5 protein-coding genes are annotated in these 13,319 nt (G+C 59.2%); all 5 read right to left on the reverse strand.

Translation table 11 applies throughout. The annotated features are described in order from the left end of the window. Positions 1-88 precede the first annotated feature (88 nt). The 5 genes from MYB54_RS19040 to MYB54_RS19060 are packed head-to-tail and all read right to left on the reverse strand — an operon-like array spanning position 89 to position 13,319. Positions 89-2,191 (reverse strand): amino acid adenylation domain-containing protein, encoded by a 2,103-nt coding sequence (locus MYB54_RS19040; RefSeq protein WP_248721209.1) that lies wholly within the window; start codon positions 2,189-2,191, stop codon positions 89-91. Beyond that, positions 2,188-8,505: a non-ribosomal peptide synthetase gene (locus MYB54_RS19045; RefSeq protein ID WP_248721210.1), complete on the reverse strand. Its 6,318-nt coding sequence runs from the start codon at positions 8,503-8,505 to the stop codon at positions 2,188-2,190. Before MYB54_RS19045 ends, MYB54_RS19040 begins: the two co-directional genes overlap by 4 nt. Before the next feature lie 22 nt (positions 8,506-8,527). Beyond that, the gene (gene dhbA, locus MYB54_RS19050) at positions 8,528-9,298 is read right to left on the reverse strand and encodes a 2,3-dihydro-2,3-dihydroxybenzoate dehydrogenase (RefSeq protein ID WP_052902228.1); all 771 of its coding nucleotides are present in this window, start codon (positions 9,296-9,298) and stop codon (positions 8,528-8,530) included. Positions 9,299-9,303: 5 nt separating this feature from the next. Further along, positions 9,304-12,447 (reverse strand): non-ribosomal peptide synthetase, encoded by a 3,144-nt coding sequence (locus MYB54_RS19055; RefSeq protein ID WP_248721211.1) that lies wholly within the window; start codon positions 12,445-12,447, stop codon positions 9,304-9,306. Then, positions 12,444-13,319, reverse strand: coding sequence for an isochorismatase (locus tag MYB54_RS19060; RefSeq protein WP_014914034.1), 876 nt, complete (start codon positions 13,317-13,319; stop codon positions 12,444-12,446). The genes MYB54_RS19055 and MYB54_RS19060 overlap by 4 nt, the downstream gene beginning before the upstream one ends.

Raw genomic sequence — 13,319 nt, forward strand, 5'->3', positions numbered from 1 at the left:
GGCCAACTCCGATTTCGCTCCCTAATTATTGGTGTATTAGGAAACCGCTTATCGCGGTGAAAGGGCAGCACCGCTGCCCTACTTACCGTCAGACATCCGTCAGCCGCTTGCGATCGACCTTACCGCTGCCAGTTTTGGGCAGCTTGTCGAGCACCACAATGCGCCCCGGCACCATGTAAGCCGGTAAGAACTGATGCAGCTGTTTGCGCAGTGCCAGTTTAGTTATCTCCGAGCCGGGTTTATATTCCACGTAGCCGACCAGCACCGCCTCATCCCCTTCACCCTGAAGTTTGACGGCCGCATCCTGCACCTGCTCGATCCGCTTCAATTGCGCCTCGATCTCCCCTAACTCGATGCGAAATCCCCGTAATTTCACCTGATCGTCAAAGCGGCCAAGGTACTGATAACGATCGTCCGCCAGCAGCCGGACTTTATCGCCGGTACGGTACATTCGCTGTCCAGACTCCGGCTGCTGAATAAAACGATCCTGCGTCAGATCGTCACGCTGCCAGTATCCACTGCTCAGCGCTTCACCGAGAATGCACAGTTCGCCGACCATCCCTTCCGACAGCGGATGACGATCGTCATCGATCACCAAATGCTGGTAGCCCGCCAGCGTGTTGCCCAGCGCGACCGTGTGCTGGTTCTCCAACGCGGCGCCGTCAATCTGCGCCATCTGCGACCAAATTGTCGCTTCGGTTGGCCCATAGCAATTCCACAGCGTCTTACAACGGCTGACCAGACGCTGCGCCAGTCGCAGATCCAGCGCTTCACCGCCGCACAGCGCCACCAGATCGGGTTTGCCCTGCCAGCCCGCCTTGAACATCATGCGCCAAAACGCGGGCGTGGCCTGCAATACGTTGATCTGAGGCCTAGCCTGCAAATACGCCGCGACCGCCTGCGGATCTTTGTATTCCTCATGCGTAGTCAGATGCTGCACGCCACCAACCCACAGCGGCGCAAACACTTCCAGCATGGAGATATCAAACGCCAGCGTGGTAATCAGCAGCCAGTTGGTGTTATCCGTTAAAGCCAGCCGATCTACGCTGGCATGAATAAAGGTTTGCAGCGCCCGCTGACCAATCACCACGCCCTTTGGTTTCCCCGTCGAACCGGAGGTAAACATCATGTAGGCCGCGGTTTCCGGCCCACCGGTCCGCGCCAGCTGTACGCTCGCCGTGGAATCGCTGGCGGCATACGGTAAATCACACAGGTTCAGTATCGGACAGTCAAACGCCAGCGAACCACCGGTATAGCCGTCCTGCAAGACCGCTGCCAGCGCCGCTTCCTGCTGAATCGCCTGTAGACGCTCGCCCGGAAAATCCGGCTCCAGCGGCACAAACGTCACCTGAGAAAACAGGCAGGCCAGCAGCGCCGCTACGGTGTCAGGCTGACGGCTAAGATGCAGCCCCACGCGCTGACCGGCCATCACCCCTTGCGCCGCCAGCGCCTGTTGAATCAGCGCCACGCGTTGCAGCAGTTCCCGATAGCGAATTTCGCGTTCCTGAAAGGCGATCGCCACACGATCCTGACGAGCTTCCTCAGTAAGACGTGTCAGCAGTTCATCGTGCAATGCGAGCGTTGTCGCCCTGTGCGGTAGCGGTGCCACCTGCGGGCTGAAGCGAATCTGCGCCAGCCGCTCCCAGCGCTGTGCCAGCAGGCCATCAAGTAGCTGCGTGAGATCGCAGGCCATACGCTGTAGCTGCCGATTGTCGAACTGCCCATCGGGTGCGGTCAGAATGACTCGATCGTGCTGAACCTGCACGATGAGCGCCATATTCTGAACTACGGCAGGTAACGATACCCTCTCCCCCACGATCAGCAGGCTGCTAAACAGCGCATGCTGGTTATCTGCTGCCAGCATCTCTGATGTGGACTGCGGATCGCACGACGATCCCACGGCGGCGATCCACTCGTTGACGAGACGATCGCGCTGTTGAAAATTGGCGATCAGCGGCCTTACGTTGTCAGGAAGATCGTCCGTGACGAGCGCCGCACACACCTGTTCTTCACCGCTGTATTTGTACAGCAGCCAGCTCCACGCCGCGCTCACCAGCGACGTGGGATAGTGCTTAACCAATTCACTGCTGTGCCGCTGTTCACCGTTCGCGGCCCCCGCCCGCTGCCCAAAGGCCGTGGGCTGTTGGATATCCGCCAGCGGATTCCCCACTGCTTCATCGTTCCCTGTCATGACAGCGTTTCCTCATTGGCGGTAACCCTCGACTGTGCCAGATACCCGCTCAGTGCCTGCGGTGACGGGTAGCGTTGTAATAACGCCACGCTCACCGGCTGCGCTAACGCACGACTCAATGCCTGTGCCAGCGCAATACGCTGCAGCGAATCGACACCGCTTTCACACAGCGTCTGCGACCAGAGGCCGGATTCACCGAGATGTAGCACCTGCGCCCACACGCGCAGCAGCGACTGGGCTGATGGCGTATCCGGCTGGCTAATACCGCTATCTGCCACCGTTTTCTGCGCAACCACCGAGCCTGTCGCTTTCTCATGGCCGATAATCTCGGCTGGCTGCTGCGGTGAGCTATTGATTAGCGCGACCACTTCATCATGCCAGCGCATCAGCACCCGACGCGCCTGCGCACTGTCCAGCACATCAGCGTCAAACTCGAAGCGCAGCAGCATGCAGCCCGCCTGCTCACGCACCACCAGATTCAGCGGCATCTCGACTTTTTCATAGGCGGCTGAGAACTCGGGAGATAGCCGATGCGGATCGTCAGCACGCTGGCCCTGTTCTGCTTTCGCTCCGGGATAGTTTTCATAAATAAACAGGCTGTTGAACAAACGCGAGCGTCCGGCCGTCAGCGCAATCAGCGACTGCGTAGCATGCTGGTTCATCGCCATCAGCTCATTCTGCAACTGCACCAGATGCTGTTGCAGCGATACCGGCTGCTGCCAGCTCAGCGCCAACGGCAGGCTGTTGATGTACAGACCCACGCTGTTCGCCACGTCCTCCACCGGGCTTTCCCTGCCCGACAGCACGTTTCCGACAATGCTGACCGCATCGCCGGTCGACCGCGCCAGCAGCCGGTGCCAGGCGTATTGCGCGATAATGCTGTGCGTAACGCCCACCTCGCGGGCAAAAGCGATGAGTGCAGCCTGATCCTGCTCGTTCAGGCTGACGCCGGTGACCTGCGGTTCAACCTGCGTCAGATGCTGGCTGAGATCGGCACGTTTCCCCGCCGCCGCAAACAGCATCGCGACATCGTTCGTGTGCGCCAACAGCGGCTGCCGCTGCTGCCAGAAAGCCTCAACAGCGGACTGCTGCGCCACGGCATGCCGCGCATAATCCACATAAGCACGATCCACCTGAATCGCGGATGTTTCGCCGTGCATAAATGTCTGATAATCACGGTGTACCGCGCCCAGCAACTGCGGGCCGCTCCAGCCATCAATCACGCTGTGGTGACAGCTCAGGAGCACCCGATAATCCTGTTCACCCAAACGGAAACAGGCAATGCGCAACAGCGGCGGCTGCGACAAGTTAAATCCGGTGCGTAAATCCTGCTGGCGATAGCGTTCGATGACAGCCAGTGGATCGGCCTCCTGCGCGACATCCTGATAGTAGAAAGGCAGGTCTGCCTGCGTCACAATCACCTGCACGCTGGCATACTCGCTTTCCAGCGCGGCACGCAGCGCCGGGAAACGCTGAATCTGACGCTGCCATGCCTGACGATAGCCTTCCACATCCAGCGCCTGCGCGTAGCGAATCGGCGTTTGCAGATGATAAGCATCGTCCTGCGGACAGCGTAGACGGTGATACAGCATCGACTGCTGGAGCGATGACAGCGGCAATAGCGTGTCGATGTCATAACGCTGCGACAGGCTATCGAGCTGTGTCTGGCTCAGCGTCACCGCCGGGAAGTCGCTGGGGGTAAAGGCAGTGCCGTGATGTAGCTGTGTCAGGCAGGCTGCCGTCAGCGCACGCAGATTCTCCGTGAACTGCGCCATCAGACGTTCACTGTCGCGCTGGTTAAGGCAACCCACCTGACGCAGCGTCAGCTGTCCGCCCGCAATTCCACCGTGGAGACTGATAACCTCCTCCGGTTTATTCTCTGGCGAAACGCAGCCTCCCGGTGCGACATCCACCGGACGCCACACGCCAGCCGCCTGAACCGACAGCCCGAGATAGTTGAACACAATCGGCGACAGCGTCAGCGAACCGCCCTCCGGGTGATGGTAGCGCAGCGGGTTAAACCCGACGCCTTTATCCGGCACCTGACGCAGCTGTTCCTTGCTGGATTTAATCAGGGAAGCCCAGTCGGACCGATCTTGCAGACACACCGGATAGGTGCTGGTAAACCACCCTACCGTGCGGCTGACATCCAGCGTCGGATCAATCGCCTCGCGACCGTGCCCTTCCAGCATGATGCGGGCTTTATCGCCCCAGCCGAGATCGTTTAGCGTGCGGGTCAGCGCCGCCAGCAGCAAATCGCTGACGTCGGTATTAAAGGCACGGTTAGCCTCGCTCACCAGTTGGCCTGTGGTTTCCGCGTCCAGCGTCAGAATCGCAGCGCTGGCCAGGCCCTGCGGATCTTTCGCCGCCATCAGCGCCGTCTGATCCACGCCGTTTTCCTGCACCTGCCAGTACGTCAGCTGTTCCGCATGCTGCGTAGCATAGCTATGCAGCGCGGCACCCCACTGGCGATAGCTCGACGTTTTCGGCAGCAGCGGTTCACCGAGGTACAGCCGTTCCAGATCGTCGACCAGAATGCGCCAGGAGACGGCATCAATCACCAGATGGTGGAAAGCGAGGAACACAGCCGTGTCCGCCTGCGGATGGTGACGTACCAGTGCGGCGGCCATCGTCCTTCCCTGCGCAGGATCGAATTCACTCTGCAATGCGGTAAACGCCTGTTGCAGGCCGTCGTCACCGAGCTGGCGATAATCCAGCGTTGACACCGCAGGGCAAGGCACATCCATCAGATAGCGTTGCCCGTCAGCATCACAGGCCAGACGCAGCGCGTCATGCTGCGCCATCAGCGCCTGCAACATCGTGGTAAGGCGTTCGGTATCCACGTCCGGCAGTTGGATCATCGCCGCCTGATTCCAGTGCTCAGGACGTGCCAGCGGCTGTTCCATAAACCAGCGCTGAATCGGCAGCAGCGCGAATTCGCCTTCCAGCGTGCCCTGCTCCGCCACAACACCTGTGTCACGATCATTTTGTGCCAGCACGCGACACAAACGCCGCACGCTTTTTGCTTCGAAAACGTCTTTTACCGTGCAGACATAGCCCGCGCTGCGCAAGCGCGTCGTCAGTTGAATACTAAGGATGGAATCACCGCCTAAGCGGAAGAAATCATCCTCAACGCCCAGCGGCGTATTCAGCACGCTGCGCCAAATCGCCAGTACGTCCGCTTCCAGCGGATTATCGGCTTCACCGTCGCCTTCACTTGCCTCCAGCACCGGCGGCAGCTGTTTCGTATCCAGCTTGCCGTTCGGCGTCAGCGGCATGTCTTCCAGCAGAATCAGTCGGAACGGCACCATGTATTCCGGCAGGTGTTTCGCGACATCAATCAGCACCGCGGCAGGTTCCGGCGTGCCGCAGCCGGCTTTCACCGTGGCATAAGCGACCAGCGCCGGACGGTTCCCGACCTGTGCCACAACGACTTTCACCTGCTTCAGCGACGGACATACCGCCGCCAGCTGTGCCTCAATTTCACCCGGCTCAATGCGGTAGCCGCGCAGCTTAATCTGCTCATCAATACGGCCACAGTATTCATAGTCGCCGTTGTTCAGCAGTCTGGCCTTATCACCCGTGCGATAAATACGCAGCGTCGCCGTGCTCTGTTCGGTGTTGTTCACGTCATTCAGCGTGATGTGTTCAAAGCGGCTGGCGGTCATCTGCGGCTGATTGAGGTAACCGCGCGCCAGCCCAAGTCCCGCAAGACACAGTTCACCCGGCACGCCCGCCGGACACAGCTGTCCTGCTGCGTCCAGAATCAGCGCCTGAATATGGGCGATGGGTTTCCCGATGGTCACAGGCTGACCTTTACGCAGGCGGGTGCTCAACGCGGTAACGGTACACTCCGTCGGTCCGTACATGTTGTACAGCGCGACCTTATCAGCCCAGTTTTCCACCACGGCGTTCGGACAGGCTTCACCGCCCATGCCAATTGCCTGAATGCCGTTAACGTGCTGTGGATCGAGAATCGACATCAGCGCCGTCGGCAGGATCAGATGCGTCGCACCCGCCTGTTCGGCCTGCACAATCGCCCGATCGTTGGGTTCGCCAAACGCCAGCGTGCCACCGCTGCTCAGCGGCAGCAGCGTCGTCATGTTACCGGCGTCAAACGAGAGCGACATGCAGTTGAACATGGTGCTTTGCGGTGTGAAATCGATACGTTCGCGATGATCGTCCAGCAGATTGATCAGCGAACCGTGTTCGATCATGACGCCCTTCGGCAGACCGGTCGATCCCGAGGTGTAGATCACCTGTGCCAGCTGCTGTGCATGGCGCGGAATGGCTGGCGGTTCATCGCCCGGCAGATGGTGCCACTGCGCGACAACCGTAGGATCGGTCAGATCGATGCACTGTTCGGCAGACCACTGTGCCAGCTGCTGCCCATCGCCGCCGAGAATGACGGCAAGATTGGCATCGGTAATGATGTGGCGCAGCCGCTCCGGCGGATAGTCGGGATCCAGCGGCACATAGGCAGCGCCCGCTTTCCAGACGGCCAGCAGCGCAATGACAAAATAGCGATCGCGCTTCGCCAGCACACCAACCAGCGACTGTTCGCCCAGCCCCTGACGGTGCAGCCAGTGCGCCAGCTGATTCGACTGCCTGTTCAGTTCAGCGTACGTCAGCGTATCGGTGCGCTGTTCGCCGTCAAAAGCTATCGCCAGCTGCTGGGGATCGCGCTGGACGATGGCTTCAATCACGTCGGTTACCGTCAGCTGCGGCTGCGGATAGCTACGCGGCAGCTGCTGACTCTCCGCCAGCACGGAGACAAAGCGCTCCGCTTCCATCAGCGGCAGATGCCAGACATCGGTTTCCGGTGCCTCAACCACGGCCTCAATCAGCCGGATAAAGCGGTCGGCGTAATACTGGATCGTCTGACGCTCAAACAGCGCAGTGGCAAACAGCCAGTCCAGCCGCACTTCCCCCATCAGCTCTGTCACCTTGACCGAAATATCGGTCTTGGCAGGTAGCACCGGCGACGTTTCTTCCGCTGCATCACAACCGGGGATCAGATCGTTGAAATCCACTTTGGCCTGATACACCAGCATCACCTGGAAGATCGGGTTGATCGCGGTGGTGCGATCGGAGCCGATCGCCTCGCTTAGCGCTTCAAAACGGTAGAGTTGGTGATCGAACGCTGACAGATCCTGCTCGCGGCAATATTGCAGGTAATCGACAAAGCTCTGTTGATCCTGCAACTGGGTGCGCAGCACGATGGTGTTAACGAAGAAGCCGACGACATCTTCGATATCCGGCCGCTCGCGGTAGGCCAGCGGTGAACCAATGACGATATCTTTCTCGTCGCTGATCCGCGCCAGCATCAGGGAGAACACCGCATGCAGGCCAATGAAGTTAGACGTATTGTAGCGCTGGCACAGGCGCTTAAACTTATCCCACAGATCGTTGTTGATCGCGGAGAAGATCACTTCACCGCCGCTGTTCTGGTGTGCCGGACGCGGTTTATCCAGCGGCAGGCTGTGCACCTCAGGAATCCCCGTCAGCCGCTCAACCCAGAACGGTTTGAATTCGTTGTGGTAATCCAGAAACGACGCAGAATTGAACCAGTGTGCGTAATCGATATAGTTAAGTTGGGTCGGCTCGACGGGATGAGGCTGGCGGTTTTGACAGGCCAGAAAAGCCGGTTTGAAGTCCGCAAACATATTCTTCACCGACCAGCCGTCGGAAATAATATGGTGCTGGGTGATCATCAGAACATGCACCCGCTCGCTCATTTTCACCAGCCGCACGCGGGTGAGATCGCCCGCCGTGAGATCGAACGGGCGACTGATTTCCGCTTTTACCTGCTGCTGCAAGCGCGCTTCCCGCTCGGCTTCCGGCAGCAGTGAGAAGTCATCATGCTGTATCACAAACGGTTGATAGGCATCGATACGCTGTTCACCCTTGCCCTGTTCATTGACCACAAAGCGGGTGCGCAGGCTGGCATGGCGCTGCGCCAGCGCGTCAAAGGCAAACTCCAGCGCAGCCACATCCAGCGTGCCGGTCAGGCGAAAATAGACCGGCATATTGTAGAGGTGTGACTGCTCTTCGTACTGCTCGATAAACCACAGTCCGCTTTGCGATGACGACAGCGGGCCAGACGTGGCATTTTGCGGCGTGATGGGTCGCTCAAACGCCTGCTGCGCCGTCAGGCAGCGCACAATGGCGTCTTTGTTTTCCTTAATCGTGCGCCCAATGTCTGCCGTGATCGCGTCTTTGTTGGACTGCGAAATCAGCTGTCCCTGTGCATTCAACGCCAGACGAACGCCCTGCCGTTCCAGCTGCTTTAACAGCGTTACGATATCTTTCATGACTTGTCACTCTCTCAGCAAATCAGGCCGTCAGCGTTGCCCCGCCATCCACCACCACGTCCTGCATGGTGATGTGGCTGGCCAGATCGGAAGCCAGAAAAACCACGGTATTGGCAATCTCTTCCGGCTGAGCAATCTTGCCCAGCGGAATCCCCAGTTTGTACTGGTCAGGAAAGCCCGCGATAGTGCGCTGTTCGGCATCGGCGCTGTGCCACATGCCGCGCTGCATCGGCGTATCCGTCGATCCCGGCGACACCAGATTGCAGCGCACGCCGTAAGGTGCCAGCTCCAGACCAGCACAATGGGACAGGCTGGTGAGCGCCGCTTTTGAAGCGCAGTACGCCGCCATCTGTAGACGGGGAACATGCGCGGCATTGGAGCCGACGCAGACAATCGCGCCACGGCGCTGCTGCTTGAAATGCGGAACCAGAGCGTTTAGCAGGTAAAACGCGCCAGAGGCGTTGACGTTAATGCACTGGTGCCAGTCGTCCACGCTCAGCGCGTCGATGTCGCCCAGACGCAGAATCCCGGCAGCATTAACAAAAACGTCGAGCCCTGTTTCTGCTAACTGCTGGCGACAGACCGCCGCTACGCTGTCCGGTTCGCTGATATCCAGCGTCACGCAAGTAAACGGATGATCGTAATGTCGGAATGCGCGGTCGAAGCCGATCACGTTCGCGCCCAGTGCGACAAACTGGCGGGCAATGCTTTCGCCAATGCCGCTCGCCGCACCGGTGACCCAGACGGTCTGGCCGCTGAAATCAAACTGAAGAGGTTGTGCCTTGTTCATCATTTTCCCTACCACACCATTTCCACGCTGTTTTCATCCTGTGACAGCCGGTCGTCGAGATAGCGGCAGAAGTCGCTGAGCTGGGGATGATCGAACACATCAGACACCTTGATGCTGACGGAAAATTCGGCGGCCAGACGGTTGACGATCTGAATGGTCTGCAACGACTGTCCGCCCAGTTCGAAGAAGTTATCCCGCGATTGGATCCCCGACACGCCGAGGATCTGCTGCCAGATGGCACTAACCCGATTCTCGGTTTCGCTGGCTAACGCCTGTGCCGGTGCTTCGTCGCGGTATTCCGCTAATAGACGCTTGCGATCGACCTTGTTGGAGCCAGTTTTCGGCAACTGGCGGAAGGCGCGATAATCGGTCGGGATCATTGCTGGCGGCAGTACGCTGCCCAGACGCTGTTTCAGCGCACGCGCATCAATCTCACCGGCTTTCGTGGCGACAAATGCTACCAGACGCCGCACGCCGTTGGGGTAAACAATGCCCTGCACGCAGGCTTCATCAACGTCCGGCTGCGCCAGCAGATGGGCTTCGACTTCCCCTGGCTGAATCCGGTAGCCGCTGATTTTAAATTCGTTGTCCATGCGCCCGAGGTACAGCAGCTGCCCTTTTTCCAGCCGGACTCTGTCACCCGTGCGGTAAGCCGGAAGCTCCTGATCGCCCACCGCTATTTGCGTAAACGCCGTGTGTTCTGTACCGATGTAACCCGCCGCCAGCGTTGGCCCTAACAGCACCAGTTCCCCTTCTGCCGCAGGGCGGTCGCCCGCCGCCAGAATCAGCGCGTTGACACCCGCCAACGGCAGACCGATAGGAAGCTGCGCTACATCGGCAGACTGCGTTTGCAGATCGCAGCTGGTCGCCACCACCGTGGTTTCGGTTGGGCCATAGGTGTTAATTAAGCGCAGCGTATCCGGCGCATGGCGTTGCCACTGCGCCAGCTGTTCGGGGTACACCGCTTCACCGCCGATGATGATGGCACGCAGTGCGGAAGGCATGGTCAGCGTGCCGGTTTTCAGCCCCACCACCCATTCGTTCCAGAATGCGGTCGGCAGATCGAGCAACGTAATCGCCTGCTCTTCGACCTGCTCGACAAAGGTCGGAATCGACTCCAGCATCTCATCGGTGCGCAGCACCAGCGTCGCACCGCTGGTCAGCGTGGCAAAAATTTCTTCGATGCTGGCATCAAAATTGAACGGAGCGAATTGCAGCACGCGATCCGCCGCACGCAGGCCGTAGCGCTGGCATGCCGCCGCCGTGAAGTGATCTAACGCGCTGGCGCCGATCTCCACGCCCTTCGGTAATCCGGTCGATCCCGAGGTGAACATGACATAGGCAATCTGCCCGTCTCTCGCTTCCACAGGCGGCAGCGCGGCAGCCTGTGCGCTGGATGACAGAAGATGCCCCGCCAGAACGATCTCGCCGGAAAAGACCGATGCCAGCCGATGCTGGTAGTCCGCCTGCGTCACAATTGTGCGTAGCCCGGCAATCTGGATGATGTGCTGCTGACGTTCGTGCGGCTGTTCAGGATCGAGCGGCACATACACCGCGCCACACTGCATCACGGCCAGCAGGCAAATGATGGTTTCCGGGCTGCGGTTCAGCATAATGCCGATGCGCTCACCGGGCTGAACGCCGCGCTCATGCAGCGCCGCAGCGGCCTGACCGCTCAGATCCAACAGTTGCTGATAGCTGTACTGCCGGTCGCGCTGCGTCAGCGCTGGATGATGCGGGTTTTTACGCGCCTGCTTGGCAATCGCCGTCAGAACCGGTTCGACAAAAGGTTCAGGTTCGCGGCTGGTGATCAGTGCCAGTTCGCGCTCTTCACGCAGCCAGCCCCCCAGTAGCTCGCCGCTGGTCTGCTGCGGCTGTGCCAGCCAGCGTTGAAGCAGCGCGAACAGCGTTTCTTGCAGGCTGGCAAGCGCTTCTGCGCTGTAACAGGCCGGGTTGGCATCAAAATCCAATACCGGTGTGCCATCGGGTTTGAAGTGGATCTCGATCGTCAGATCTTCTACCGGTCCGGCGCTGAGATTCAGCGTGCTGGACGACAGCGATCCGTAGTTGAGCGGATGATCGAACGGCATGATATTGATCAGCGGGCCGAAGAGCCGTTGTTCACCGCCGACGCGGTTCAGATCGCGACGTAAATGCTCATAGCGATAATGCTGATGACGACGCAGCGTGCGTTTGGTGCGGGCAACCTGCTGTGCCAGTGTGACAAAGTCCGCCTGCTCATCGACCTGAATGCACAGCGGCACGATATTCATCTGCATGCTCGGCACCGTCAGCGAGGCGGAACCGATACGGTTCATCACCATCATGCCGAACGTCAGTCTGTCGCTGCCGGACACCAGCTTGAGGTGTGTCGCCAGCATCGCCAGAAACAGATCCGGCCAGCTGATTTTATTGCCTTCACACAGTGCGGTCAGTGGCTGCCAGATATCCGTCGGCAACACGCTGCTCTGGCGCAAAAAACGCGCTGCAATCGGTGCTTTCTTCTCGCTGAAACTGGCCGGTTCCGGCATCGCGTTCAGCGTTTCCAGCCAGAAATCCCGCGCCTGCGTCGTCTGCCCGCTGGCATCACGCTGCTGTTCTTCTTCCAATACCTCGCTGAACGGGCCGAACTCCGCCACCGCCACGGGTTGCCCCGCCGTCAGTGCGGTATAGATCTGGGCGATGCGTTGAAACAGCATCGTCGTGCCAAAGCCGTCCAGCGCAATGTGGTGCACGCAGCTGTAGAGAAAATCACGTTTTTCACCGCACAACAGCGCAAAGCGACAGGGTAATCCGTTCAGCAGATCCAGCGGCTGGGCGATTTCCTCACGCGCCCACTGGCGTATCGTCTGCTCTTCATCCTTCATCGGCGCAGGCAACAGTTCAATAATCGGCAGCACGCCAATCGGCACCGGCAGTTGTGAAGCCACAAAGCCGATTTCCGGCTGGCCGGTATGTTCACCCTCGACCTCAACAAACTGGCAATACAGGCACTCGCACTCCATGACCGCCTGACGGATCGCGCTCAGCATGGCTTCAATATCGACCTTGCCATCAAACGCGATGCACTCCGCCGTGTTGAACGTCGCCTTATCATCGTTCAGGGCATGACCTAACCACAGTCCGCGCTGCGCAACGCTCAACGGCTTCATGATGCGGCTCCCTGCTGTTTTTCGATCAGCGCCCACCAGGCATTCAGACTAGGGTTACGCGCCAGATCGACAAAGCTCAGCGTTACGCCCTGATTACGCCATTCGGTCAGCAGCGACATCATCCGCACCGAATCCAGACCGTAGTCGATCAGGTTTTCATCTTCATCGAACTGATCGTCTTCTTCGTCGATCAAGGTCAGCAGGTGCGCTCTCAGTCCTTGTTTCGTCAGTGCCTGTGCCATTTTTGCTCCTGTGAGTTCTGCCGTGCTAACCACCCGTCCGGCGCGCGTCGCCACGTACTTCAGCGCCATCTGGTGTTCCTGAAGTGAGAAATCCGCCACTGCATCGCCGACCATGAACGGCTTGATGTCGCGCATGAAGGCATCCGTCGCGGTAATCATGCAGCCGATATGCCCGTAAACGCCGCAGATAATCAGCTGATCTTTACCCATCTCTTTCATCATCGGTTCCAGCGGTGAGCGGTGGAATGCGCTATAGCGCCACTTCACCAGCACCGTGTCGTGCTCATCCGGTGCCAGCGCACTCACGACGCGCTGTTTTTCAGGATGATTATTCAGCCCTGCGCCCCACATGTCGTTCAGCAGCGCCCGGTCGGCCGCGCTTTGTGCGTTCGGCTGCGCGGTATACACCACCGGAATCCCCTGTGCTTTGCAGTAGGTTCGCAACGCCACGATGTTCTCGATCAACTGCTGCGCCAGCGGGCTATCCGCGCCATAGAAATTCACGAAATAGTCCTGCATGTCGTGAATCAGCAGCACCGCGCGCTCAGGTTCAAACGCCCAGGAAACCTTGTTCTCAGGGAAATCCTGTGCGCGCGGCAGGGGATAAGAAGCAATAGAAGGGATTGCCAT

This window comes from Pectobacterium nicotianae (assembly GCF_023272715.1).
Taxonomy (GTDB): Bacteria; Pseudomonadota; Gammaproteobacteria; order Enterobacterales; family Enterobacteriaceae; genus Pectobacterium; species Pectobacterium brasiliense.

Bases quoted from the DNA above. Each gene is read 5' to 3' on its own strand.
- MYB54_RS19045 (WP_248721210.1), bottom strand. From the start codon at position 8,505: ATGAAAGATATCGTAACGCTGTTAAAGCAGCTGGAACGGCAGGGCGTT.
- MYB54_RS19040 (WP_248721209.1), bottom strand. From the start codon at position 2,191: ATGACAGGGAACGATGAAGCAGTGGGGAATCCGCTGGCGGATATCCAA.
- MYB54_RS19060 (WP_014914034.1), bottom strand. From the start codon at position 13,319: ATGGCAATCCCTTCTATTGCTTCTTATCCCCTGCCGCGCGCACAGGAT.
- MYB54_RS19055 (WP_248721211.1), bottom strand. From the start codon at position 12,447: ATGAAGCCGTTGAGCGTTGCGCAGCGCGGACTGTGGTTAGGTCATGCC.
- dhbA (WP_052902228.1), bottom strand. From the start codon at position 9,298: ATGATGAACAAGGCACAACCTCTTCAGTTTGATTTCAGCGGCCAGACC.